Origin of the sequence: Lysinibacillus sp. NPDC086135 (assembly GCF_044746345.1) — a bacterium.
Lineage (GTDB): Bacteria > Bacillota > Bacilli > Bacillales_A > Planococcaceae > Lysinibacillus.
The window spans coordinates 121746-147749 of record NZ_JBIVCA010000003.1; the positions used below are offsets into that span (position 1 = coordinate 121746).

The window sequence follows — 26004 nt, forward strand, 5'->3', positions numbered from 1 at the left end:
GGAGCTTATCATTTGAAAGGACGATTGTGCATGAATAAAAATATTTTACTTTGTGTTTCAGGTGGTATAGCAGTTTATAAGGCTGTCGCTTTAGTTAGTAAGCTATCTCAGGCAGGAGCAACTGTAAAGGTTATCATGACAGCATCAGCAAGACAATTTGTGAATCCGCTGAGTTTTCAAGTTATGTCCAAAAATGATGTTTTTTTCGATACTTTTGATGAAAAGGATTCGAGTGTGATTGCCCATATTGATTTGGCGGATTGGGCAGATTTAATTTTAGTTGCACCAGCTACTGCAAATGTCATAGGGAAACTGGCGAATGGAATTGCAGACGATATGGTAACGACGACCTTGCTTGCAACAACTGCCCCTGTATGGCTTGCACCAGCGATGAATGTACATATGTATGACCATCCAGCGGTAAAACGAAATTTGGCGCAGTTACAATCTGATGGCTATCAATTTATTGAGCCTTCGGAAGGATTTTTAGCATGCGGCTATGTTGGTAAAGGTCGTTTAGAGGAGCCAGAAAAAATAACGGCGATTGTGCAAGAGTTTTTTTCAGAGAAGCATAAGCCGTTAGCTGGTAAAACGGTTGTAGTTACAGCTGGGGCGTTTTATGTTCCGATGGACGAGCACCATATAATTAGTACACAGTCAAATAGTAGAATTGGTCAGGCAATAGCAAAAGAGGCAAAAACACTTGGGGCAAATGTAATCCTCATAGATGAGAACGGAAGAAGCATGCATAAGCTTTTTGAGCAGCTTGAGGATTATAAAAAGCAATATCCATCTGCATTTTTTATCCATGCAGCAAATACGCCTACAATTGAAGGGGCGCCGATGCTATCCGTAAAAGGCATGACCGCAATAACTTTTGGGCAAAAGGTTATTGGTGAGCCAATGTTAACAATTATGTCTGACACGTGGATTGATTTTAGTGACACGGCAGAAGTAAATGGTCAACTGTGGGATACGACAAATGCCACGCAGTTTGCACAAGCATTTTGGACATATATACTACAGGGTGAGAAGCGATGAGTTTGTTGATTGCAGAGGTTATAGTGGATGTTTCGACATACCATGTAGATCGTCCATTTGACTATGAAGTGCCTACAGAATGGGCACATATTATCGAACTGGGTTGTCGTGTAAAAGTACCGTTTGGGCCAAGAAATGTTCTAGGCTTTGTGGTCGGATTAAAAAATGAAACAGATGTACCATCTAATAAATTAAAGTCTATTGCGCAAATTTTAGATATAGAGCCGGTATTGACCGAAGAAATGTTGTTAATGGCGAAATGGTTGAAAAACGAAACGATTTGTTATGAAATTGATGCCTTACAGGTCATGCTCCCTTCAGCGCTTCGTGCGAAGTATGAAAAAATCATAACGCTATTAGAGGAGAAAGATGCTTTGCCAGATGAGGCTCAAGCTGTTTTTGGTAAGCGACAACAGGCTAATTTCAAAGAATTCGAGCGTGCAGAATTACTTCCTTTATTAAAACAGCTTATGACTAATAAAATTGTAAAAATTGAAAATATTGTGAAGCAGCAAGGCAATGTGAAAGAAATACGGATGGTCAAAATATCCGATTATCAGCAAGATATAGACAAAGCAATGGAAGGTGCAGCGAGAGCAGCTAAACAACGCCAACTGATTGAATGGATGAGCAGACATCTTGGAGAGGTCCTTTTGCCACAGAAAATCTATGAGGAAACAGGTGCATCTTCCGCGGTCTTACAGTCAGTTATTGACAAAGGGGCCGCCCATTTTATACAAGAAGAGGTATATCGTGACCCCTTTACGAAGGAGGTTTCCCGTACTCAATCTTTACAGTTGACGAATGAGCAGCACATTGCACTTAAGGCTATTACTAGATCGATGGAAGAACAAACGGCGCAAACTTTTTTACTACACGGTGTCACGGGAAGCGGTAAAACTGAAATATATTTGCAAGCGATACAAAAGGTGTTAGATGAAGGTAAGGAAGCTATTATGTTAGTACCTGAAATATCATTAACACCACAAATGACAGAGCGTTTTCGTAGTCGTTTTGGTGAGATGGTGGCTGTGATGCATAGTGGATTATCTGTCGGTGAAAAGTATGATGAATGGCGAAAAATTCAGCAAGGAAAAGTAAGCGTTGTTGTTGGAGCTCGTTCAGCCATTTTCGCACCTTTTACAAATTTAGGCCTCATTATTTTAGATGAAGAGCATGAATCAACCTACAAGCAAGAAGATTCACCTCGTTATCATGCTAGAGATGTAGCGATTTGGCGAAGTAAATTTTACAAATGTCCTGTTATATTAGGTAGTGCAACGCCTGCACTTGAATCATTTGCGAGAGCAAAGAAAGGTGTATATAGTTTGCTATCCTTAAAGCAACGTGCTTTGCATCAAGCGTTACCAACCGTTTATATTGCTGATATGCGTGAAGAACTTCAAAAAGGGAATCGTTCTATGTTTTCGGAGCAGCTTATTGATGCAATACGTGTACGGCTTGAGAAAAAAGAACAGATGGTGCTATTTTTAAATCGTCGTGGCTATTCTTCTTTTGTGCTTTGCCGTGATTGTGGAACGGTTGTACAATGTCCGAACTGTGACATCTCGTTAACGTATCATCGAACAACCGAGAAATTAAAATGTCATTATTGCGGTTATGAGGAGCGTGTTCCTCAAATATGTCCCCAATGCCAGAGTGAGCATATTCGTTATTTTGGTACGGGAACACAAAAAGTCGAGGAAGAAATTTATAAGCTATTTCCTGAGGCAAGGGTTCTCCGAATGGATGTGGATACAACGAAACAAAAAGGTGCACATGAAGAAATTTTGCAGTCATTTGGAGAAGGACAGGCAGATATTTTGCTCGGGACGCAAATGATTGCTAAAGGTCTTGATTTCCCTAATATTACGCTTGTTGGTGTACTTAGTGCAGATACATCTCTGCATTTACCCGACTACCGTGCAGCGGAGCGTACATTCCAATTATTAACGCAGGTTAGTGGTAGAGCTGGACGTCATGAAAAGCATGGTGAGGTTATTGTTCAATCGTATACACCTGAACATTATGCAATTGAATTGGCCAAAATACAAGATTATGAGCCATTTTACGAACGTGAAATGTTTTTACGTCGCCGTTCTAGCTATCCACCGTATTATTATGTAGCACTTGTTCAAATATCTCATGAGGATGTCATGCTGGCAGCAGAGTATGCTGGACGTGCAGCGGATTGGCTAAGGGAAAACTTATCAAACCGGGTAGCCATTATTGGACCGACAACTGCAAGCATTAGTCGTCTCCAAAATAGATATCGTTATCAATGTTTGATAAAATATAAAATTGAACCAAATCTCATTCCTGTATTACAGCGCCTTTTAGCGATGTATCGAGCGGAATGGATTAAACAGGGTATATTAATGACGGTAGATTTAGACCCGTCAACTATATAAAATGCTCCATCACTCAAAGTTTGGGATGACATTTTGTTAAAACTGATGTCATGTGGATTAGTTGATTGGAGTTGGGCGACTTCTTGGGGATGAGCAATAGAACGAAGGCTAAAACCATCACATCCTGTGATAACGCCTTCGTGACCAACATCGGTGCCGCTGTCGCTTCGCTTTTGCACATTTAAAACATTTGCTTACCTAACGCCCCAGGAAAGCGCCCATTCGGAACGAAAATTAACTACGAGTTATGATGCTGAGCATATTAAATGCTGAAAGAGTCGTAGCTAGTGGTATGGAGTCAATTAAATAAGGTATAACTTTAAATCAGGCATGTTGATTGGTAAATATAGGTTTGTTGTTGGCTGATAGAAGAATTTTTTTGTTGCTATCTTGCTAATATATCCCCATTTTTTACTGATTGTAGCCCGTAGCGGAAATCAGAGCCTTCTAAATAATTAGAATGGATAAAAATAGCTAATCAACACTTGACCTTAAATATAGAAATGAGGAACATAAGATGGCAATTAAAAAAGTTGTTGAACATCCTGCAAAGGTATTATCAACGCCGTGCGCGGAAGTAAAAGAAATTAATGAAGAGATTATTACATTACTAGATGATTTATATGACACAATGGTTGAATACGATGGTGTTGGTATTGCTGCACCACAAATAAATGTAGGATTACGTGTTGCCATTGTCGAGCTTGGCGAGGAACGAGATATTTTAGAAATGATTAATCCGACTGTCATTGAAACGGATGGCGCTGAAGTTGATATTGAAGGATGCTTAAGCTTCCCGGGATTGTACGGTGAGGTTGAACGACCTGACTACGTGAAAATTGAAGCATGTGACCGTGAAGGACGTGTATACGAGTTGGAAGCGGGAGGCTTTGATGCACGAGCAATTTTACATGAAATCGATCATTTAGACGGCGTGCTATTTGATTCGAAAATTAAACGCATTTTAACTGAAGAAGAGCTTGAAGCGATGTACGCTGAAGAGGAGGAATAACATGTCTTCAATAATTTTTATGGGAACACCTGATTTCTCCGCGCCAATTTTGCGTATGCTACATCATGAAGGTTATGATATTAAAGCTGTAGTTACACAACCAGACCGTCCAGTTGGGCGTAAGCGTGTGCTAACACCACCACCTGTTAAAGCAGCAGCTATGGAATTAGGTTTACCTGTTATTCAGCCTGAAAAATTGCGTGGTTCTGAGGAATTACAGCAAATTATTGATTTACAGCCTGACCTAGTCGTAACAGCCGCTTTTGGACAAATTTTGCCGAAAGAATTACTTGATACACCACCGCTTGGTTGTATTAACGTCCATGCGTCACTTTTACCAAAGTATCGTGGAGGAGCACCTATTCACCAAGCAATTATTGATGGTGAAAAAGAGACGGGTGTAACGATTATGTATATGGCACAAAAGCTTGATGCCGGTGACATCATATCTCAAAAGGCTATCCCAATTGAAGAGGATGATCATACAGGTGGACTATTTGATAAGCTAAGTGTTGTAGGCTGTGAATTATTAAAAGATACACTTCCTTCTATTATTAATGGAACAAATAGTCGTACAGTGCAGGATGAAGCACAAGTAACCTTTGCAAGCAATATTTCACGTGAACAGGAACGTATCGATTGGACAAAGGATGCGACAACTTTATACAATCAAGTGCGTGGTCTTCATCCGTGGCCTGTTGCCTACACAACATTTGAAGATGGAAACTTTAAAATTTGGTGGGCGCAGCTTGGTAACACAAAGCATGATACTTTACCAGGTGAGGTTGTTGCGATTTCAAAGGACCATTTTGAAGTTTCAGCAGGAAATGGTACAACACTAGCCCTGTATGATGTACAACCAGCTGGTAAAAAACGCATGACAGCAGAGGAATATTTGCGTGGTACAGGTTCTAAATTACAGATTGGGGACCAATTTAAATGAGTAAAAAAAGCGTAGTAATTTGGGATGGGAATGTGCGTGATGCTGCACTTTCTATTCTGTTAGCAGTAGATAAAAATCAAGCCTATAGTAATTTGCTTTTAAATGAAACGATCAAGCGACATAAAATTGAAGCGAAGGATCGTGCGCTTTTAACAGAAATTACGTATGGTACTTTACAATATAAAATGACACTTGATTATTATCTAGAGCCATTTATTCGTGGCACAGTGGATCATTGGGTACGCTGGCTTTTACGTTTATCTTTATATCAAATGCATTATTTAACGCGTATCCCACCACATGCAGCGGTAAATGAGGCTGTTGAAATTGCTAAGCGTCGAGGTCACAAAGGGATAGCTTCAATGGTCAATGGTATTTTACGATCTATTTTACGTCAAGGTGTAGCTTCTACGGATGACATTAAAGATCCGATTGAGCGCCTTGCTATTGAAACGAGTCATCCTGAATGGTTAGTGCAGCGATTTGTCGATAACTACGGTATTGAAGTAGCGGCTGAAATGCTACATGAAAATAATGTACCACCAGTGCAGACTGTACGTGTAAATATGACGAAAGCAAGCGTTGAGCAAGCGATTGCCAGCATAGAAGCGGAAGGTTTATCGGCGCAAAGAAGCGGGCTAATGCCTGAATGTTTATATGTAACAAATGGTCAGCCAGCTCGAACAAAGGCATTCCAAGAAGGACTTATTACTATTCAGGATGAAAGCTCAATGATTCCAGCAAATGTTTTACATCCATCACCTGGCATGCGCGTCTTAGATATGTGTGCAGCTCCGGGAGGAAAGACAACACATATAGCTGAGATTATGAAAAATGAAGGTTCAATTTTAGCGACTGACCTTCACCCTCATAAATTAGATTTAATCGACCATAATACGGATCGTCTAGGGATTGATATCGTAGAGACTGCTCCGATTGACGGACGTAAGGCACCGGATTTTCTACAACTAGAATCATTCGACGCTATTTTAGTCGATGCACCTTGTAGTGGCTTAGGTGTTATGCGCCGTAAGCCAGATATTAAATATACAAAGCGAGAAGAAGATTTAGAAAGCCTCCAAAAAATACAATTGGCACTATTAGATGCTGCAACAAAAGTATTAAAAATAGATGGCAAGCTTGTGTACAGTACATGTACAGTAGATAAAAGGGAAAACGAAGGTACTGTAGAAGCCTTTTTAACAACGCATCCAGAAATGGAAGCTATACAACTAGAATCTTTACCAACAAAATTAGCGGAAAAGCAAGCAAATGGCATGCTTCAAGTCTTTCCACAAGACTTTGGCAGTGACGGTTTCTTCGTTGCCGCCTTTCGTAAAAAAGGAGGATCCAACTAATGGTGGATCAAGAGAAATATAATGAGCGCATTAACGACTTAGTTGATGAAGCAGAAGACAAGCCTGTTCGACGCGCAAAAAAAGAAAAACCAAATTTAAAGGAATCGGTATACTCATTACAGCCGGAACAATTAGAAGAATGGTTAAAGGAAAATGGTGAAAAACCATTCCGTGCAGCACAAATTTTTGATTGGCTTTATAATAAACGTGTAAAAACATTTGAAGAAATGTCAAACCTTTCAAAGGGATTACGTGAAAAGCTTGAAGCAAGTTTTGCATTGACGACATTGTCAACAATTATTCAACAGGAATCCAAAGATGGTACGATCAAGTTTTTATTCCAGTTACAAGATGGCTATTCTATTGAAACTGTATTAATGCGTCATGAGTATGGGAACTCTGTTTGTGTGACGACACAAGTAGGCTGCCGAATTGGCTGTACGTTTTGTGCGTCAACTTTAGGTGGATTAAAACGTCACTTATTAGCAGGGGAAATCGTGGAGCAAGTTGTCAAAGTACAACAAACTTTAGATGAATTGGACGAACGTGTGTCACATATCGTCATTATGGGTATTGGAGAACCTTTCGATAATTATGATGCGATGATGAACTTCTTAAAAGTCATCAACCATGAAAAAGGGTTAAATATTGGTGCTCGTCACATTACTGTCTCAACATCAGGAATTGTTCCTAAAATTTACGAATTTGCTGATGAACAGCTACAAATCAACTTTGCAGTATCCTTACACGCACCAAACCAAGAGGCTCGTCAAAAGCTGATGCCAATTGCACGTGCTTACAAATTGGATGAATTAATGGAAGCCGTTCGTTACTATACTAAAAAAACTGGCCGACGTGTTACTTTTGAGTATGGTTTAATGTCTGGTGAAAATGATTCAGTTGAAATTGCAGAAGAATTATCTGCATTAATAAAAGGACTTAAATGCCACGTGAACTTAATTCCTGTAAACTACGTACCAGAACGTGATTATGTTCGCACATCTCGTAGTCAAATTTTTGCCTTTGAAAAAACATTAAAGAAGAATGGTATTAACGTAACGATCCGCCGAGAGCAAGGTTCTGATATTGCTGCTGCGTGTGGTCAATTACGTGCGCAAGAGAGATCTGAAGAGACGAGGTGACCAGTGTTGGAATACACAGTCGAAAGTGATATTGGGTTAAAACGAGCAATTAATGAAGACCGTGCGGCATTTTTCAAACGTCCAAACGGTCTTGCGCTAGCACTTGTAGCGGACGGCATGGGTGGTCATAATGCTGGCGATGTAGCGAGTGATATGGCGATGAAACAGATGGAATCCGTTTTTTTACAGGCAGAGGCACATCATTTTGCATCAACGACAACAAAAAAAGAGTGGTTATTACAGGCAGTCAAGCAATTGAATAAAAGTATATATGACTATTCTTTATCACATGAAGACTGTAAAGGAATGGGCACGACGTTTATTGCAGTGTTAATTGAAGAACATCATTGCTTTATCGCACATGTTGGTGATAGTCGTGTGTATTATTTCTTTGATGATGGTGCACAACAAATAACAAGAGATCATTCTTATGTAAATGTTCTGGTTGAAAATGGTGAAATTAGTGAAGAGGAAGCGTTGACACATCCTAAGAAAAATTTCATCTTAAAAGCTGTTGGTACAGAAGAAACGATTGAACCAGACTTTTATGAAGTTGATTTAGCATCAGAATCGTATTTACTCATTTGCTCTGACGGTTTAAGCAATAAACTTACAGTGTATGAAATGGCATCAATTATTACGTATCCGGATTCAATAGAAGAAAAAGGACGAAAACTTGTGGAATTAGCAAATGCAAGCGGGGGAGAAGACAATATCTCCCTCGTGCTACTCACAAGGCAAGATGAGGAGGTGTAAGTATGCTTGTAGGTAAACGAATTAGTGATCGCTATAAAATTATAGGGCTAATTGGTGGCGGTGGTATGTCCAATGTTTATTTAGCACATGACATGATTTTAAACCGTGATGTAGCGATCAAAATATTACGCTATGATTTTACTAATGAGGATGAATTGCATCGCCGTTTTCAACGTGAAGCACTTTCTGCTACAAGCCTTACACATCCAAATATTGTTAGTGTTTATGATGTAGGTGATGATGGTGATTTACATTATATTGTGATGGAGTATGTCCAAGGGAAAACATTAAAGCAGTACATACAGGAATTTGCACCAATTTCTCCTGCTAGAAGTGTGCATATTATGAAGCAGTTAACATCAGCAATTGCCAATGCTCATGAAAATCATATTATCCATCGTGACATTAAACCTCAAAATATTTTAATGGATGCTGAAGGCAATGTAAAAATAACTGATTTCGGCATAGCGATGACGCTTAGTGCAACGTCATTTACACAAACGAACTCCGTACTTGGAACGGTGCATTATTTATCACCAGAGCAGGCTCGTGGTGGTACGGCAACAAACAAGTCTGATATTTATGCACTTGGCATTGTTTTATATGAATTATTAACAGGGGAATTGCCCTTCTCAGGCGAGTCAGCTGTTTCTATCGCGCTTAAACATTTACAATCTGAGACGCCGTCCGTTCGTGCATTCGATGCCACGATTCCACAAAGCCTGGAAAACGTTGTGCTAAAAGCTACAGCAAAAGATGCTTCTCATCGTTATTTGACAGTAGAAGAAATGCAAGCAGATTTAGAAACAGTTTTATCGCCAAATCGTATGAATGAACCGAAGTTTGTCATACCGGAAGATAATGATGTGACAAAGGCTATTCCAATTATTAAAGAGCCGGTTATACGTAAAGATGAAGATTTAACGAAGACAAGAGCAATCGAACCAATTGCGCAATCAAAGCCGAAACCTGAGGCTAAGAAGCCTGTTGAAAAGACAGCACCTGTGAAGAAAAAGAAAAAATGGCCAATAGTTGTTGCTGGACTAGTAATAGCCGCTATCGCTATCTTCCTATTCTTTTTCTTTGCCACAGATTTATTTAGCCCGAAAAAGATACCTGTACCTAATGTGGCTAATATGACCGTTAAGGAAGCTACAAATAAATTAGTGGCTGAAGGTTTTACTGTTGGTGAAGAACATCAGGAGCGTTATGATGAGAAAGTTGAAAAGGGTAAAGTTATTGAAACGGACCCTGCAGAGAGTACGGAGCGTGTAAAAGGTACGGAAATAGATTTAATCGTCAGTCTTGGAGTAGAAATGACGAAAGTGGAAGATTATAGAGGGCAGCAAATCAGCCAAGTTGAATCAATGTTAAAGGATAAATTTTTAGAGCCAGATATTACCTTCGTGCATTCAACAGAGCCAGAAGGACAAATTATTGATCAAGAGCCAAAACCTCAAGAAGAGGTAATCGCTAAAGATACAAAGATGAAATTTAAGGTAAGCGCAGGTATACAAATGGTTACCGTAGGTAATGTTGCGAATTACACGAAGGCTCAAATGGATGAGTATGTAAGAAGAAATAGCTTAAAATGGAGTATAGCTCGTGAAGACTATCATAATACAGTAGCGGCCGGAAGTGTTATTTCCCAATTGACAAGAGCAGGGACTTCAGTTGAAGTAGGATCTACAATAGCTGTTGTAATAAGTAAAGGACCTGCCGAAAAACCTGTAAAAACGTTGGTGAAAACTGTGCACTTGGAAATACCATATGAGCCAACAGAGGAAGGTATGGTGCAATCTATTCGTATTGAAATTGAAGATAAAGACCATACAATGTCATCAGCTGCCGATCAATTTACTATTACGGCTAATAAACCGTATAAAATCCAGCTTGTTATTGAAGAGGGCAAAGTAGGCGCATATAGAATTATACGTGATTCGCAAATTATTGCTGGAGAAAGTTTTAATTATGATGATGTTAAATAAGGGGGAATTGGATGGCGCAAGGCCAAATACGTAAAGCATTAAGCGGTTACTACTATGTATATGATGGAGAACAACTAATACAATGTCGAGGACGTGGGGTTTTTCGCAATCGCGGGGAATCCCCACTCGTTGGCGACAATGTAGAATACACTCTGGAAACAGAGGGGTCAGACGGTACTATTCAAAAAATTATGGAACGTCAAAATGAATTAGTACGTCCGCCAATAGCTAATATTGATCAAGGGATTTTGGTATTTTCTGTAAAAGAACCTAATTTTAATACAATTTTACTGGATCGTTTCTTAGTTGTTTTAGAATCATTCCATGTTCATCCGATTATTTGTTTAACAAAGATGGATTTACTAGAAGATCATGAACGCGAGGAATTGCAAAGCTATATAGCAGATTATGAAAGCATGGGTTATACAGTGCTACAAACCTATAAAGGTGAAGAAGAATTAGTTGATCGTCTACAGCCTATTTTAAAGGGAAAAACTTCTGTATTAGCAGGGCAATCTGGAGTTGGGAAATCCACACTATTAAATACTTTAATTCCAGATTTAAATTTAAAAACCGGCATTATTTCGCAAAGTTTAGGGCGTGGAAAACATACGACTCGCCATGTGGAATTAATCGAGGTATGTGATGGCTTATTAGCAGATACTCCAGGATTTAGTTCATTTGATTTTGATGAAATAGAAAAAGAAGAATTAGGCGCATGCTTCCCTGAGATGGCCCGTATGGCAGATGATTGTAAATTTAGAGGCTGTTTACACTTAAAGGAACCAAAATGTGGAGTAAAGGCAGCTGTTGAGGCGGGAGAAATTCGTGACTACCGTTATAAACACTACGAACAATTTATGCAAGAAATTATGGATCGAAAGCCGAGGTATTAATGATGATACAAATAGCACCATCAATTTTAGCAGCGAACTTTGCTAAATTAGGAGAAGAAGTAAAAGAAGTAGAAAAGGCAGGGGCACAGCTTATTCATATCGATGTTATGGATGGTCATTTTGTGCCAAATATTTCTTTCGGCTCTATTGTTTTAGACGCCATTCGCCCTTTAACTGATTTGCCACTAGACGTTCATTTAATGATCGAAAATCCTGATCAATATATTGAACAATTCGCCAAAGCAGGAGCGGACTATATTACGGTGCATGTTGAAGCTTGCCGCCATTTACACCGCACGATTCAATTAATTCGCTCATATGGAGTTAAACCTGGTGTTGTATTAAACCCACATACACCAATAGAATCTATTCAACACATTTTAGAAGATATTGATATGGTGTTGTTCATGACAGTAAATCCAGGATTTGGTGGGCAAAAATTCATTCATTCTGTTGTGCCAAAAATTGAAGCACTAGCAGCTATCATTAAAGAACGTAATCTCGATATTGCTATAGAGATTGACGGTGGTATTAATGCAGAGACTATTATTCCTTGTGCCAAAGCAGGAGCAACAATTTTTGTAGCTGGTTCCGCTATTTATAGTAAAGAAGATCGTTCCGCGGCCCTACAGGAAATTTTAGCTGCTGGTGAGGCAGCGATTCAAGGATGACAGTAGTCGTTGTTTGTGCAGGTGGGCCAAGAGCGGAACTCTGTTCATTTAGTCCGTATAAAGAACAAAGTGATGTGTTATTTATCGGAGCAGACCGAGGAGCGCTATATTTAATCGAGCAAGGAATCACACCGCATGCCATAGTAGGAGATTTTGACTCACTATCGCAAGAGGAATACAAGCTGGTGATGGCACATACAAATGATAGACAACGATTCATGGAAGAAAAAGATGAAACAGATACGGACTTAGCATTATTAAAAGCTTTGACCTATACACCGCTAGAAATTGTACTTACAGGTGTTACAGGTGGTCGTTTAGATCATTATGAGGCAGCAGTTCGTTCGATTTATCGATTACAAAAAGAGCATCCACAGGTAGTATTGAAGATTATTAATCATGCAAATATGTTGCAATTTTTAATGCCGGGCAAGCACTTCATTGAAGCAGACGAGCAATACCGTTATTTATCTTTCTTTGCACATGAAGAGCCGATTAAAGATGTGACATTAAGGCATGTGAAGTATGAAACAACAAATGAAGAAATCTCTCTTGGTACATCTCGCTTTACAAGTAATGAAATAATAGGGAATTCAGGGTCTATATCTTTCTCGCAAGGCATATGTTTAATGATAAGAAGCATAGATTAGCGTAAGGGGGAGAGAGTCCTGAAAGTATATACGTTCCAGCTGCCGAAATTTGTAAGTAGTATTACGCGTACATGTATCAACATTTTTAAAAAAGAAAAGAAAGTAAAAAAATCCGACTAACACTAGTCGGATTTTTTTTATAGTATTGAAAAACAAAACGGTCAAGGAATTCTTTGTGAATATTATGGTGGATGATTTCCGTTCCAGGCTACTCGCTTTCCTGTGGGCGAGCGTCGAGCCGCTTCCTCCGCTGTGCTCCGTGCAGGGTCTCGCCTGTCTCGCTTTCCCACGGGAGTCGAGTAGCCTTCCACTCCAATCAGCGGTAGCGTAGAACTTTTATTAATTTTATGTATTTCAAAAGTGAACGCTATGGCTACTCACTATAATCAAACAGAAGAAACTTATTACAATAATGCTATTGTACACCTGATCTTGCTGACGCTACGTTAATTCTAGGCTTTCGCGAAAGACATGCCAGAAGATACATACTATGAGAAGTGGTTGATTGTAGTGGAGACTGGACGCCCCCAGGAAAGCGCCCAGTCGGAACGGAAATCAACCCCTCGCTTTGTTGAAGAACTATACTTTATTATATCGTAACTGCCATTCTGCATAGGTGTTTTGTTGTGCTGCTATATGTAATGAAAGCCGCTAGGAATTACTATGAGAAGTAATTTCTAGCGGCATAGTCATTTTATTATATAAATATTCACAAAGGCGGTTGGTAGTTTGCCCAGTTAATAAGACAGAAAAAAATCGATTTGCGCCAAATGCGAAATCGATTTTTTGGAAGCAACGATTAAACGCGCTCGATTTTACCTGATTTTAATGCACGTGTAGAAACCCATACACGTTTTGGTTTACCGTCTACTAAGATACGAACTTTTTGAAGGTTAGCACCCCAAGTACGTTTGTTAGCGTTCATAGCGTGGGAACGGTTGTTACCAGTACGAGCTTTACGTCCAGTGATTACACATTGTTTAGGCATGTAGTATTCCCTCCTTACTGTTGATGCTGAAAGATTATTATTTCAGTTCGATATTTCACATACCATAATAATTTAACATACCATGACGTTCAGTGCAATAGTTTTCACATAACCTTTCAAGAAAAAAACCTTTACAGACAAAAAATACTTGTTAAATAATGGTTGTTAATTCCTAGGTGTTGAAAATCTTGGGATATAGTAGCTCGATTTTAACTCGCCCTAACCGCACGCCTGATTGTAAGGGATTGACAATCAGTGGAAGATAAAAAAACCCTTATTTTCCTCGGTGGCCAAACTTCATTGAAACACGTTTACCAGTTTCCACTAAACGCTCTGTAAGGGTATTAATATGTTCTGCAGAAACGTTAAAGCTAACAAAACCTATACTTACTGAACCGACTACTTCATTATCGCTTTTAATATTCTATGTAATGTGCTAAGTGGTAAATTGCATTTTGCCGAAAGCTCTGAAATGGACAAGCTGTTTTCATTTGCTTCAGAAGCCAGAACTTTAGCGATTGTCATAGCTTGTTCTAGTAATTGCATTGATGTCCCACCTCTCCTTCATTCATTTTATTTTTATTCCGTCTCTACGCCTAGCTACGTAGTTGTGGATCACAGGACGTGATACTTTAAGCATTCGCAAGCATTCCGGGACACATTGACAAATTTGCCTAATCGTCGAGCGTTTAATAATAAATTGACACAAATAGGGCAACAACTAAGTAAACCAAAATCTTTATCTGTCATGATGATTGATCTTGATTTCTTTAAAAAATTAAATGATTATTATGGTCATTTACAAGGTGATGAAGCTTAAATAAAAGTGGCAGCTCTATTAGATGAAATTGCAGAAAAGTATAATGCATTTGCAGCACGTTGGGGAGGCGAAGAGTTCGTAATCGTTAGCCAACATGCGGCTAAATTTTCAGAGCATGTGTGTGAGGAAATTTTAGAGGAAGTAAGCCATTTAAATATACGTCATGAGCATTCAGAAGTAGCTGATATTGTAACAGTCAGCATCGGGATGTGTTATGCCAAAATCTCAAATAGCGAGCAATTGAAAATATGCTGTGAATTAGCTGATCGAGCACTAAACACAGCAAAACAAAACGGTCGTAACAACTTTTTCAGCAAAAGTGGAAATTTCGATGAAGATGTATGTTTCCCTTTAAAATGTCAGTAAAACGTTGATACAATGCGCTTTAATGCCTTCTAAGGTTGCTTAATGCATAACGAAAGTGTTACAATATCATTTAGTCAAAAAGAGCCAAGGGGGCATTTCTATGTCGATTGAATTAAACAATGAATTCGGCCAAATTGATATTTCAACAGATGTACTTGCACAAATAGCTGGTGGCGCTGCTGTAGAATGCTACGGTATTGTTGGCATGGCATCTAAACATCAAATTCGTGATGGTCTAACTGATATTTTACGTAAAGAAAATTTTGCAAAAGGTGTTGTTATTCGAAAACAGAACGACGATTTACATATTGATATGTACATTATTGTTAGTTACGGGACAAAAATTTCGGAAGTTGCTTATCAAGTACAGTCGAAAGTGAAATATACAGTGGATAAAACATTAGGTATGAGCGTGAAATCTGTCAATATCTTTGTGCAGGGCGTTCGTGTAGCGAATGATTAAGAGGAGGAACTAATTCTAATGCAGTCTTTAGACGGAATAAAGTTTGCAGAAATGGTGCAAATGGGTGCCCATCACCTATTCCAAAATGCAAATTATGTTGATTCATTAAATGTATTTCCAGTACCAGATGGTGATACAGGAACGAATATGAACTTATCGATGACATCTGGGGCAAAGGAAACAGAGCAGTATGCGTCAGAACATATCGGCAAAACAGCTCAAGCTTTATCAAAAGGTTTACTTATGGGAGCACGCGGAAATTCAGGCGTTATTTTATCGCAGTTATTCCGTGGCTTTGGTAAATCTATCGAAAAAGAAGCGACGATTGATGCTAAGGGCTTTGCTGGTGCCTTCCAAGCAGGCGTAGAAACTGCTTATAAAGCAGTAATGAAGCCAGTTGAGGGAACGATTTTAACGGTTGCACGTGAAGCGGCGAAAAAAGGTGTAGAAGTGGCACAAACTGAAACCGATATCATTGCAGTGATGGAGGCATTTACTGCTGAAGCACAGGCTTCGTTGCAACGTACGCCTGAACTTCTACCTGTTCTAAAAGAAGTCGGAGTTGTAGATAGTGGCGGTCAGGGTCTGCTATTTGTGTATGAAGGATTTTTAGCATCCCTAAAGGGCGAGCCATTACCGGTGAAAAATGAAGCAACTTTAGATGATTTAATTAATGCAGAACATCATAGAGCACAAGATTTCATGAATACTATGGATATTGAATTTGGTTATTGTACTGAAATCATGGTACGTTTTGAAGAAGGAAAAGAGCCATTTAGTGAAGAACAATTCCGCAATGAATTAAATCCTCTAGGTGATTCTTTACTCGTTATTTCAGATGAAGAAATTGCAAAAGTGCATATTCATTCTGAACAACCAGGCGCTGTATTAGCAATGGGTCAAAAATATGGTAGTCTTATTAAAATTAAAGTCGACAATATGCGTGAACAGCATTCTGCCATTGTTGGTGAGGATCATAAAGCACCTTCTTCAGCTAAGAAAGCAGAAAAGCACCCATATGCAATTGTAACGATTGCAATGGGCGAGGGAGTTGCTGAATTACTCCGTTCAATTGGTGCCTCTTATGTTATTGAAGGTGGTCAAACAATGAACCCTTCAACTGAAGATATTGTGAAGGCAGTAAAAGAAATTGGTGCTGAAAAAGTATTGATTTTACCAAATAACAAAAATATCGTAATGGCAGCAGAACAAGCGGTAGAGCTATTAGATATAGAAGCGGCTGTAGTTCCAACGAAAACGATCCCTCAAGGTATGGCAGCGATTTTATCGTTTAATCCAGAGGCGGTAGTTGAAATGAACCAAGCAACAATGACAGAAGCCTTCGCAAATGTTAAAACAGGCCAAGTAACTTATGCAGTTCGAGATACATCTATTGATGGTGTGGAAATTCATAAGGATGATTTCATGGCTCTTGCAGAAGGGAAAATTGTATTATCTACTCCAGCATTAAAAGATGCTGCTGAGAAGGTAATTGCTGATTTAGTGGATGAAGATGCAGAAATTGTAACAGTCATCTATGGTGAGGATACAACCGAAGAAAATGCTTCAGAATTAGTGAAATTCATTGAAGAGAATTATCCAGAGGTTGAAGTAGAGTTATTTAATGGTAAACAAGGATTATATCCATATATTATTTCAGTAGAATAATTCACTCTACTTTGCGCATAAGTAGACAAAGCAGTGCACAAGTCGTGTACTGCTTTTGTTTATGGTACTGGGAGAATAGGGGATCATACACGAGCTGAAGTAGCTAAAAATAAATGATTCGATGTATGCGTCCAGTGGACAATGAACTTGGAAATATTGGAATATCAGCGTTTTGAAATTATTGTGTATACGGAGTAGACAAAGGCTAATCAATATTGCCATTGTGTAAAATATAGTCGTGTAAATTATCTGAAAGTTGATAAAGAAGTGCTTTACTTTTATAGTAACTATCAAGCATGATATAAATAAAAAATCGATATTATTATATGGATAGAATAGAGGGGTGTTATTATGAAGTTTACTTCAGTATTTGATATTATTGGACCAGTGATGATTGGGCCTTCTTCTTCTCATACGGCAGGAGCCGCACGAATTGGACGCGTTGCTAGAGATTTATTTGGAAGACAACCAAAATGGGCGAAAATCCACTTGTATGGTTCGTTTGCTGAAACGTATAAAGGACATGGAACAGATGTAGCTTTGGTAGGGGGCCTACTAAATTACGATACATTCGATGAGCGGATCAAAACAGCTTTTGCCGATGCAGAAAAGGCAGGATTAGATTATGAGTTTATCCCAGAAACAGCAAATATGGAGCATCCGAATACTGCTCGCCTTGTAATTGGCGATGATGAAGGAGAGATGTCTGTCGTTGGTATTTCTATCGGTGGCGGTAAAATTGAAGTAAGTGAGGTTAATGGCTTTAAGCTACGTTTAACAGGTGGTATGCCAGCAATCCTTGTTGTTCATGATGATCGTGCTGGCTGTATTGCCAATGTGGCAAATTGCTTAGCGATGCATGCAGTCAACATTGGACATATGGAGGTTTCGCGTATAGAACGTGGTTTAACGGCCCTTATGGTGATAGAAGTCGATCAAAACATTGAGGATAAAATATTACAACAAATTTCTTTAATACCATATATTTCGAAGGTTTCTAAAATTAATAACTAAGGAGGTGCACGAATATGGACGTATTGTTTCATAATGTTCGTGAACTAGTTGAACGAGCGGAGCAAGAAGGAAAGCTAATTTCTGAAATTATGATTGAGCAAGAAATGTTAATAACTGGACGCTCGAGAGATGAAATTATACAGCAAATGGACAATAATTTAACGGTGATGGAAGAAGCTGTTGAAAGAGGTTTGAAGGGTGTAAAATCTGTAACAGGCTTAACGGGCGGTGACGCAGTATTGCTTCAAAATTATATTGCGCAAGGCAATTCACTGTCGGGGGATTTATTACTAGACGCAGTGAGTAAGGCTGTTGCAACAAACGAAGTGAATGCAGCTATGGGTACAATTTGTGCTACCCCAACTGCGGGTTCTGCTGGGGTTGTACCAGGGACGTTGTTCGCGGTAAAGAACAAGCTAAATCCGACACGTGAGCAAATGATTCGTTATTTATTCACATCGGGAGCTTTCGGTTTCGTTGTTGCTAATAATGCTTCGATTTCAGGTGCTGCTGGTGGCTGTCAAGCGGAGGTTGGCTCAGCTGCTGGTATGGCGGCCGCAGCGATTGTAGAGATGGCTGGTGGTACACCACAGCAATGTTCAGAAGCATTTGCCATTACACTGAAAAATATGCTAGGGCTTGTTTGTGACCCGGTAGCGGGATTAGTAGAGGTTCCTTGTGTTAAGCGAAATGCAATGGGAGCGGCAAATTCCCTTGTGGCAGCGGATATGGCACTTGCAGGGGTTACAAGTCGCATCCCGTGTGACGAAGTGATTGGTGCGATGTATCGAATTGGACAATCTATGAGTCCGAATTTAAAAGAAACTGCTCGTGGAGGACTTGCTGCAACACCAACAGGTAAAGCTATTAGCAAAGCCATTTTTGATAATGGCGATTTAGAAAGTATCAAGTCACTTCAAAAATAAAAATATGAAACACGCTATTCCTAAGGGAGGCGTGTTTTTTTGAGGTTCTCTATGCTATAGATTTTTTATAGTTAATGAAAAGCAGCTGAAATAGTACGCCATGTAAATAAGTTGATTGGAGTGGAGGCTGGGCGACTCCTTGGGGATCAGCGTCACAGATGAGACACTGGAGCGTAAGCGAAGCGGCTCATCGGACGCCCCCAGGAAAGCGCCCAGCCGGAACGGAAATCAACCACACGTTATGGTGATGAGTCTAGAAAAGGAGTATCATTATGAAAATGCAATAGGATGAAAAAGTGTTAATTCATTCGATATAATTAACTATCAATCAATTATTAATGAATTGAATTGCTATCCTACAGAAAATGAAAAGTTATATAATAATATTGAGAATAATAATACGTGTGTTCAGATGTGTTAAACGCTAAGAGTAATCGTATGAAAGGGGAAAACTCATATGCTGAAAAATAGTATGATGATACAAATGACTGCAGGTAAAGTACTTGTGGTGAAAAACTTTGGAGGAGTTGTCGTGCAAGGTGACTGATTTAACGAATCCCGTTACTGAATTAAAGGGAATCGGGAAAGAAACAGCAGGACATTTAGAGGCATTGGGCATCGAGACGATTGCGGATTTGTTATGGACGTTTCCGCATCGGCATGAGGATTTTCGTTTAAAGGATTTAGCACAAACACCACATAATGAACGTGTCACAGTTGAGTGTAAAGTTGAACGAGAACCGACAGTGCTGTTTTTAGGGCGCAATAAATCACGATTACAAGTTACGGTGCTAGCAGGGCGACATTTAGTTAAGGTTGTTTTTTTTAATCAAGGTTATTTGAAACAAAAGCTTGTACCGGGAGCTATTATAACCGTTACGGGAAAATGGGATCGCGGCAGACAAGTAATCAATGGAACGTCTGTAACGTTTGGCCCTAAGACAGATCAAGTCGATTTTGAACCTGTTTATAGTTTAAAAGGTTTGATTCCACAAAAACGATTTCGTAAATATATGCGACAAGCATTAGATGAGTTTGGTGTAGAAATACCAGATGCTGTTCCGCAGCGTTTACAAGTCGATTATAAACTTACGACAATGCGTGAAGGGCTTGAGGGCATTCATTTTCCTCTTGATGCTGGGCATGCGAAACAGGCTAGAAGACGCTTTGCCTATGAAGAGTTACTAAACTTTCAAGTACGTATTCAAGCGTTACGTAAAATTAGAAAAGATAGTGAGCGCGGTACAGTTATACAGTTTGAGTTACAAAAGTTACGTGTTTTTATTGCATCATTACCCTATGAATTAACAGGTGCGCAAAAACGCGTTGTCAATGAAATTTGTAAGGATTTGAAAGAGCCACATCGTATGAATCGCTTACTTCAAGGTGACGTAGGGTCGGGGAAAACAGTTGTTGCGGCAATATGTTTATATGCAGCAGTAACTGCTGGTTTTCAAGGGGCATTAATGGCGCCAACGGAAATTTTAGCAGAGCAGCATGCTGAAAATTTGAAGGAATGGTTTGAGCCGTTTGGCGTACGTGTAGCTTTATTATCAGGATCGACGAAAGCAAAGGAGCGTCGTTTACTTTTAGAAGAACTGGCAAACGGAGACATAGATATTTTAATTGGTACACATGCGCTAATCCAGCCTGATGTCGTTTTTTACAAACTTGGTTTTGTTATAACGGATGAACAGCATCGTTTTGGTGTAGAGCAGCGTAGAATATTACGTGATAAAGGAGAAAATCCAGATGTGCTCTTTATGACCGCGACACCAATCCCGCGTACACTCGCGATTACAGCATTTGGAGAAATGGATGTTTCGATGATTGATGAAATGCCAGCGGGGCGTAAGCAAATTGAAACGCATTGGATGAAAAAAGAGCAATTTGGCTCTGTTATGTCAAAGCTAGAATTAGAGCTTGCTGCTGGTAGGCAGGCTTATGCTATTTGTCCACTAATCGAGGAATCAGACAAGCTGGATGTACAAAATGCGGTAGAAATCTATGAGCAACTTGCAACGTATTTTAATGGGCGTTACAACGTCGGGCTAATGCATGGTCGTCTATCAGCGGATGAAAAAGACGCTGTTATGCGAGCCTTTAGTGAGGGAACTATTCACGTGCTCGTGTCTACAACCGTTGTTGAGGTTGGGGTGAACGTACCGAATGCAACTTTTATGATTATTTATGACGCTGAACGCTTCGGCTTAGCTCAGTTGCATCAGCTGCGTGGGCGTGTTGGACGAGGTGAACATCAGTCATATTGTGTGTTGTTAGCCGATCCGAAATCCGATGAAGGCAAAGAGCGAATGCAGTCGATGACGGAAACGAATGATGGCTTCCGTCTAGCTGAAAAGGATTTGGAACTACGTGGCCCAGGTGACTTTTTTGGGCGTAAACAAAGTGGTTTGCCTGATTTTAAAGTAGCGGATTTAGTGCACGATTATCGAATACTTGAAACGGCGAGAAAAGATGCAACGGATATGCTTGAGACTGATGCTTTTTGGCATGATGATGAGTACAAATATTTACGTGAAATGCTTGACAATTCAGGTGTTTTACAAGGGGACCGCTTCGATTAACTGATTCTTTGATGCTCAATTAGGAATGTGAGCACTTGTTTTAAAAACAAGTCTTGCATTCTTTTTTTATACTCTATATACTGATATTAGTACCAAGTGCTAATAACAACTAAAAAGGTGGCGAATGATGTTGAGACGAACGAAAAAAGAGCGACAGCGACAATTATCCGAAACGATAGCTGATAATCCATTCGTCACAGATGAACAGCTAGCAACACAGTTTCAGGTTAGTGTCCAAACAATTCGTTTAGATCGTATGGAATTATCTATTCCAGAATTACGAGAACGAATTAAAGATGTTGCTTCGAAAACCTATGAAAATGAAGTGAAATCACTACCGATTGATGAAGTTATCGGAGAAATAATTGATATTGAATTGGATAATCGTGCATTATCTATTTTTGACGTAAAAGAAGAACATGTTTTTCAGCGCAATGGCATCGCACGTGGACATCATTTGTTTGCACAGGCAAACTCATTAGCGGTAGCAGTAATTGACGACGAACTAGCATTAACAGTACATTCTAACATTACCTTTGTAAAACCTGTTAGAGCTGGAGATCGTGTTATTACAAAAGCAATCGTTATCGGACGTGATGAAAAAAATCATCGTACAAAAGTAGAGTTAACGTCCACTGTTAACGGTGAAACAGTTTTTGTTGGTGAATTTGATATGTACCGCACGAAAGGTAAAGGTGAACAACAATGAAATTAGCGCTTGATGGAATGGGTGGAGACAACGCACCAAAATCAGTTGTTGAAGGTGCTTTATTAGCATTAGAGCAAATTCCAAATTTAGAAATTCAATTATATGGTCAGCAGCAAAAGCTCGAACCATTTTTAAAAATACATGATCGATTAACTGTAATACAGTGTGATGAAGTTGTCGAAGGAACAGACGATCCAGCACGCGCTGTTCGTCGTAAAAAGGATTCATCCATGGCACGCATGATGGATGCAGTTGAAGAAGGAAAGGCGGATGCTTGTCTTTCGGCGGGTAATACAGGTGCTTTAATGGCAGGAGGATTATTTAAAGTAGGACGTATTGAAGGGATTGCTAGACCTGCTCTAGCCACTACACTACCTACTTTAGATGGTAAGGGCTTTTTAATGCTCGATTTAGGGGCAAATGCGGACGCACGACCTGAGCATTTATTGCAATATGCCATTATGGGCGATATTTATGCGAAAAAGGTAGGTGGCTTACAAAAGCCACGTATCGGCTTATTAAATATCGGTACTGAGGATAAAAAAGGGAATGAATTAACGAAGGCAGCTTTTGGCTTATTAAAAGAAGCTGATTTAAATTTTATCGGTAATGTAGAAGCACGAGATTTACTTGAAGGGGTAGCGGATGTTGTTGTAACAGATGGCTTTACAGGTAATATGGTGCTGAAATCGATCGAAGGTACTGCTGGAGCGTTATTTTCAATGCTAAAAGAAGCATTTATGTCTTCAACAAAAACAAAAATTTCGGCAGCACTTATGAAAAATAATTTACGTGACCTAAAAAATAAGATGGACTACACAGAGTACGGTGGTGCAGGCTTGTTTGGTTTGCAAGCACCTGTCATTAAGGCGCATGGCTCATCTAATGCTAAAGCGATATACAGTGCAATTCGCCAAGCAAATACGATGGTTGAGCATACAGTCATCTCGACGATTACAGATACAGTACGTCACTTAGAAATTGATTAACTTATTTAAGCAGGTGTCTTTTGTGCCGAAAGCAAAGCGACAGCAACACGGTTTTATTTGTGCTAAAGCGAAGCGACAGCAACAACACACGACTGAGTGACCAACATCACGTTGGCCAAAAGCCTCCGGCGGATGTCACGAAATCGGAAAGGGATTCAATGTAGAATGTTAGCCTAAAATCATCGCATCTATGCGATAACGGCTAACTAACCTGCATCGGTAAAAACGCCACGTCCTGTGGCATTACCGAAATGACCGACATCGTGTCGGCCCTCGTGCAGGCCTAAGCACAAAGCCGATTCCGGACGTAATTATGCCGAGGCATAATTGATTAAAAAGGGGATTAATAAAAAATGACGAAAATAGCATTTATTTTTCCAGGACAAGGTTCCCAAGTAGTTGGGATGGGGCAAGAGTTTATTGAGAACGCGGCAGAAAGTAAAGCATTTTATGACCGTGCAAATCAAGCGCTTGGCTTTGAGTTATCTAAGCTTATGCTAGAGGGACCAGCTGAGGAACTAACATTGACTTACCATGCACAACCGGCACTCTTAACTACTGGTGTAATGGTTGCAGAAAAATTACGTACAGCAGGCATAACGCCAAATTTTGCAGCTGGACATTCGCTTGGAGAATATGGTGCATTAGTAATCGCTGGTGTGCTCTCATTTGAGGATGCAGTTTCAGTTGTGCATAAGCGTGGGCTTTATATGAATGAAGCTGTACCTGCAGGACAAGGTGCTATGGCAGCTATTTTAGGGATGGAGCTTGAGGCACTGCATGAAGTAACTGAAAAAGTATCTGCAACAAGTGATCCAGTTCAGGTAGCGAATGTAAACTGTCCGGGGCAAATCGTTATTTCTGGTACGAAGGAAGGCGTTGAAAAGGCTTCTTTAGCGGCAAAGGAAGCTGGTGCAAAACGAGCTATTCCTTTAGTTGTTAGTGGTCCATTCCACTCAGAGCTAATGCGACCATCATCTGAAAAATTAAGAGCAGCGTTGGCTACTATATCATTATCAGCTCCACAAATTCCTGTAATCGGCAATGTAATGGCGGAAGTATTAGAGGATGTTCCAGCTATTCAGCAGGAGTTAGTAGAACAAGTATATAGCGCTGTACAATGGGAAGCATCTGTGCGTGAAATGATTGCACAAGGTGTGGATGTCTTTATTGAGTGTGGACCAGGCAAAGTATTAAGTGGATTAGTGAAGAAAATCGATCGATCTGTTGCGACATACTGTGTTTATGATGAAGCATCATTAGAGGCTGTACTAAAAGCGGCGAAGGAGTGGACAATTAATGCGTAAACTAGAGGGTAAAGTAGCTGTTGTAACTGGTGCTTCACGTGGTATAGGAAGAGCTATTGCATTAAAGCTTGCTGACGAGGGTGCTAAAGTTGTCGTTAACTACAGCGGTTCACAGGCAAAGGCAGAGGAAGTTGTAGCTACGATTCAAGAGAATGGCGGCGAGGCTATAGCCGTACAAGCGAGTGTTTCAAAAACTGAGGAAGTTTCTGCGTTAATGGATGCAGCGGTGAAAACATTCGGCTCGCTTGATATTTTAGTCAATAATGCGGGTATTACGCGTGATAACTTGTTAATGCGTATGAAAGAAGATGAATGGGACGATGTGCTAGATACGAACCTAAAAGGTGTTTTCCTTTGTACGAAAGCAGTAACACGTCAAATGATGAAGCAACGTGCAGGCCGTATCATCAATATTTCATCAATTGTTGGTGTAGCTGGTAATGCAGGGCAAGCTAATTACGTAGCTGCAAAAGCAGGTGTTATTGGGCTAACGAAAACAACTGCAAAGGAATTAGCATCACGTAATATTTTAGTGAATGCAATTGCACCAGGATTTATAGAAACTGAAATGACTGAGCAACTACCAGAAGATATAAAGCAAGGTATGCTTACGCAAATTCCTCTAGCAAAACTTGGGCAGCCTGAGGATATTGCAAAGGCAGTAGCTTTTCTAGCTTCAGATGATGCTACCTATATGACAGGTCAAACATTACATATAGATGGCGGTATGGTAATGTAATTTCAATTAGTCATAAATAATGATTTTTTGTATAATCATTGAGGGGAGGTGAATGTTTTGTCTACAGTATTAGAACGCGTAACAAAAGTAATCGTGGACCGTTTAGGTGTTGAAGAAAGTGAAGTTACACTAGAAGCTTCTTTCCGTGATGATTTAGGTGCTGACTCATTAGACGTAGTTGAGCTTGTAATGGAGCTTGAAGACGAATTCGATATGGAAATTTCTGATGAAGATGCTGAAAAAATCTCAACAGTTGGTTCTGCAATTTCATACATCGAAAGTAAATTAAACTAATTCGTTTAACTTTATATAGCTGAGATTAATCACCTCTACTGGTGCTGACATGGATGCGGTCATTACACAATAAATGTTTATGATTAAATAAAGTTAAAGTCTTTGGCAGAAATTACGCATGCTTTTCTTCATTGTGAAGAGCAGATACTATGCTGAAGGTATGTTTAAAAAGGGGCGAAATGGTTCGTTTAGCGAACTGTGATCGTCCCTTTTTTTATCTTCATTCAGTAGAGACACTCATTTTTGAAGGTAGTAAGAAGGATGCAAA

At 39.6% G+C, this 26004-nt stretch carries 24 protein-coding genes and 1 pseudogene; 23 read left to right on the top strand and 2 right to left on the bottom strand.

The genetic code is table 11. The features are described 5' to 3' along the window. Positions 1 to 30 precede the first annotated feature (30 nt). The 12 genes from coaBC to spoVM all read left to right on the top strand — a co-directional run bounded on the left by coaBC (position 31) and on the right by spoVM (position 12988). On the top strand, positions 31 to 1041 hold the full coding sequence (gene coaBC / locus ACIPKN_RS05650; RefSeq protein ID WP_400934223.1) for a bifunctional phosphopantothenoylcysteine decarboxylase/phosphopantothenate--cysteine ligase CoaBC: 1011 nt from the start codon (positions 31 to 33) through the stop codon (positions 1039 to 1041). Then, on the top strand, positions 1038 to 3452 hold the full coding sequence (priA, locus tag ACIPKN_RS05655) for a primosomal protein N' (protein WP_400934224.1): 2415 nt from the start codon (positions 1038 to 1040) through the stop codon (positions 3450 to 3452). The genes coaBC and priA overlap by 4 nt, the downstream gene beginning before the upstream one ends. Positions 3453 to 3969: 517 nt before the next feature. Then, positions 3970 to 4464, top strand: coding sequence for a peptide deformylase (gene def / locus ACIPKN_RS05660; RefSeq protein WP_049668389.1), 495 nt, complete (start codon positions 3970 to 3972; stop codon positions 4462 to 4464). 1 nt (position 4465) lies between these two features. After that, on the top strand, positions 4466 to 5407 hold the full coding sequence (fmt, locus tag ACIPKN_RS05665) for a methionyl-tRNA formyltransferase (protein ID WP_400934226.1): 942 nt from the start codon (positions 4466 to 4468) through the stop codon (positions 5405 to 5407). Then, complete coding sequence (gene rsmB, locus ACIPKN_RS05670) at positions 5404 to 6765, top strand: 16S rRNA (cytosine(967)-C(5))-methyltransferase RsmB (RefSeq protein WP_400934227.1); 1362 nt, start codon at positions 5404 to 5406, stop codon at positions 6763 to 6765. The genes fmt and rsmB overlap by 4 nt, the downstream gene beginning before the upstream one ends. Beyond that, entirely contained in the window at positions 6765 to 7907 is a 1143-nt protein-coding gene (rlmN, locus tag ACIPKN_RS05675) for a dual-specificity RNA methyltransferase RlmN (protein WP_400934229.1), read from the top strand. Before rsmB ends, rlmN begins: the two co-directional genes overlap by 1 nt. A 6-nt stretch (positions 7908 to 7913) precedes the next feature. Then, positions 7914 to 8663, top strand: coding sequence for a Stp1/IreP family PP2C-type Ser/Thr phosphatase (locus tag ACIPKN_RS05680; RefSeq protein WP_142507630.1), 750 nt, complete (start codon positions 7914 to 7916; stop codon positions 8661 to 8663). Positions 8664 to 8665: 2 nt separating this feature from the next. Next, the gene (gene pknB / locus ACIPKN_RS05685) at positions 8666 to 10651 is read left to right on the top strand and encodes a Stk1 family PASTA domain-containing Ser/Thr kinase (protein ID WP_400934231.1); all 1986 of its coding nucleotides are present in this window, start codon (positions 8666 to 8668) and stop codon (positions 10649 to 10651) included. Between the two features lie 11 nt (positions 10652 to 10662). Continuing rightward, positions 10663 to 11547 carry a ribosome small subunit-dependent GTPase A gene (gene rsgA, locus ACIPKN_RS05690; RefSeq protein ID WP_400934233.1) on the top strand — a complete coding sequence of 295 codons (885 nt, stop codon included), beginning with the start codon at positions 10663 to 10665 and terminating at the stop codon, positions 11545 to 11547. A 2-nt stretch (positions 11548 to 11549) separates the two neighbouring features. Further along, positions 11550 to 12218 carry a ribulose-phosphate 3-epimerase gene (rpe, locus tag ACIPKN_RS05695; RefSeq protein ID WP_142507629.1) on the top strand — a complete coding sequence of 223 codons (669 nt, stop codon included), beginning with the start codon at positions 11550 to 11552 and terminating at the stop codon, positions 12216 to 12218. Beyond that, on the top strand, positions 12215 to 12868 hold the full coding sequence (locus ACIPKN_RS05700; RefSeq protein ID WP_400934235.1) for a thiamine diphosphokinase: 654 nt from the start codon (positions 12215 to 12217) through the stop codon (positions 12866 to 12868). The genes rpe and ACIPKN_RS05700 overlap by 4 nt, the downstream gene beginning before the upstream one ends. An 18-nt stretch (positions 12869 to 12886) precedes the next feature. Then, positions 12887 to 12988 (top strand): stage V sporulation protein SpoVM, encoded by a 102-nt coding sequence (spoVM, locus tag ACIPKN_RS05705; RefSeq protein WP_100544041.1) that lies wholly within the window; start codon positions 12887 to 12889, stop codon positions 12986 to 12988. 679 nt (positions 12989 to 13667) lie between these two features. Here spoVM and rpmB read toward each other — a convergent pair. Both rpmB and ACIPKN_RS05715 read right to left on the bottom strand, forming a co-directional pair. Beyond that, entirely contained in the window at positions 13668 to 13856 is a 189-nt protein-coding gene (gene rpmB, locus ACIPKN_RS05710) for a 50S ribosomal protein L28 (protein ID WP_054770615.1), read from the bottom strand. A gap of 399 nt (positions 13857 to 14255) precedes the next feature. Beyond that, a complete protein-coding gene (locus tag ACIPKN_RS05715) occupies positions 14256 to 14402 on the bottom strand; it encodes a helix-turn-helix domain-containing protein (protein WP_400934236.1) in 147 nt (48 codons plus the stop codon). A gap of 106 nt (positions 14403 to 14508) precedes the next feature. On the opposite strand from ACIPKN_RS05715, the pseudogene ACIPKN_RS05720 reads away from it, so the two are divergent. From ACIPKN_RS05720 to acpP, 11 genes and pseudogenes are all read left to right on the top strand, one after another. After that, positions 14509 to 15042: pseudogene (locus ACIPKN_RS05720) on the top strand (diguanylate cyclase); the annotation flags it as partial. A 100-nt stretch (positions 15043 to 15142) separates the two neighbouring features. Further along, positions 15143 to 15505, top strand: a complete 363-nt coding sequence (locus tag ACIPKN_RS05725; RefSeq protein ID WP_132357473.1) for an Asp23/Gls24 family envelope stress response protein — start codon at positions 15143 to 15145, stop codon at positions 15503 to 15505. A gap of 18 nt (positions 15506 to 15523) precedes the next feature. After that, positions 15524 to 17173, top strand: coding sequence for a DAK2 domain-containing protein (locus ACIPKN_RS05730; protein ID WP_400934238.1), 1650 nt, complete (start codon positions 15524 to 15526; stop codon positions 17171 to 17173). A gap of 351 nt (positions 17174 to 17524) precedes the next feature. Then, on the top strand, positions 17525 to 18187 hold the full coding sequence (sdaAB, locus tag ACIPKN_RS05735) for an L-serine ammonia-lyase, iron-sulfur-dependent subunit beta (protein WP_400934240.1): 663 nt from the start codon (positions 17525 to 17527) through the stop codon (positions 18185 to 18187). A gap of 14 nt (positions 18188 to 18201) precedes the next feature. Further along, positions 18202 to 19113 (top strand): L-serine ammonia-lyase, iron-sulfur-dependent, subunit alpha, encoded by a 912-nt coding sequence (gene sdaAA / locus ACIPKN_RS05740; RefSeq protein WP_400934242.1) that lies wholly within the window; start codon positions 18202 to 18204, stop codon positions 19111 to 19113. A gap of 539 nt (positions 19114 to 19652) precedes the next feature. Further along, positions 19653 to 21698 carry an ATP-dependent DNA helicase RecG gene (recG, locus tag ACIPKN_RS05745; protein WP_400934244.1) on the top strand — a complete coding sequence of 682 codons (2046 nt, stop codon included), beginning with the start codon at positions 19653 to 19655 and terminating at the stop codon, positions 21696 to 21698. A gap of 130 nt (positions 21699 to 21828) precedes the next feature. Continuing rightward, the gene (gene fapR, locus ACIPKN_RS05750) at positions 21829 to 22407 is read left to right on the top strand and encodes a transcription factor FapR (RefSeq protein WP_132357884.1); all 579 of its coding nucleotides are present in this window, start codon (positions 21829 to 21831) and stop codon (positions 22405 to 22407) included. After that, a complete protein-coding gene (gene plsX / locus ACIPKN_RS05755) occupies positions 22404 to 23396 on the top strand; it encodes a phosphate acyltransferase PlsX (RefSeq protein ID WP_142507495.1) in 993 nt (330 codons plus the stop codon). The genes fapR and plsX overlap by 4 nt, the downstream gene beginning before the upstream one ends. Before the next feature lie 353 nt (positions 23397 to 23749). After that, positions 23750 to 24703, top strand: a complete 954-nt coding sequence (gene fabD / locus ACIPKN_RS05760; RefSeq protein WP_400934247.1) for an ACP S-malonyltransferase — start codon at positions 23750 to 23752, stop codon at positions 24701 to 24703. After that, positions 24696 to 25442 carry a 3-oxoacyl-[acyl-carrier-protein] reductase gene (fabG, locus tag ACIPKN_RS05765; RefSeq protein WP_400934249.1) on the top strand — a complete coding sequence of 249 codons (747 nt, stop codon included), beginning with the start codon at positions 24696 to 24698 and terminating at the stop codon, positions 25440 to 25442. The genes fabD and fabG overlap by 8 nt, the downstream gene beginning before the upstream one ends. 57 nt (positions 25443 to 25499) lie before the next feature. Then, positions 25500 to 25736: an acyl carrier protein gene (gene acpP / locus ACIPKN_RS05770; RefSeq protein WP_036124798.1), complete on the top strand. Its 237-nt coding sequence runs from the start codon at positions 25500 to 25502 to the stop codon at positions 25734 to 25736. The last annotated feature ends 268 nt before the right edge of the window (positions 25737 to 26004 follow it).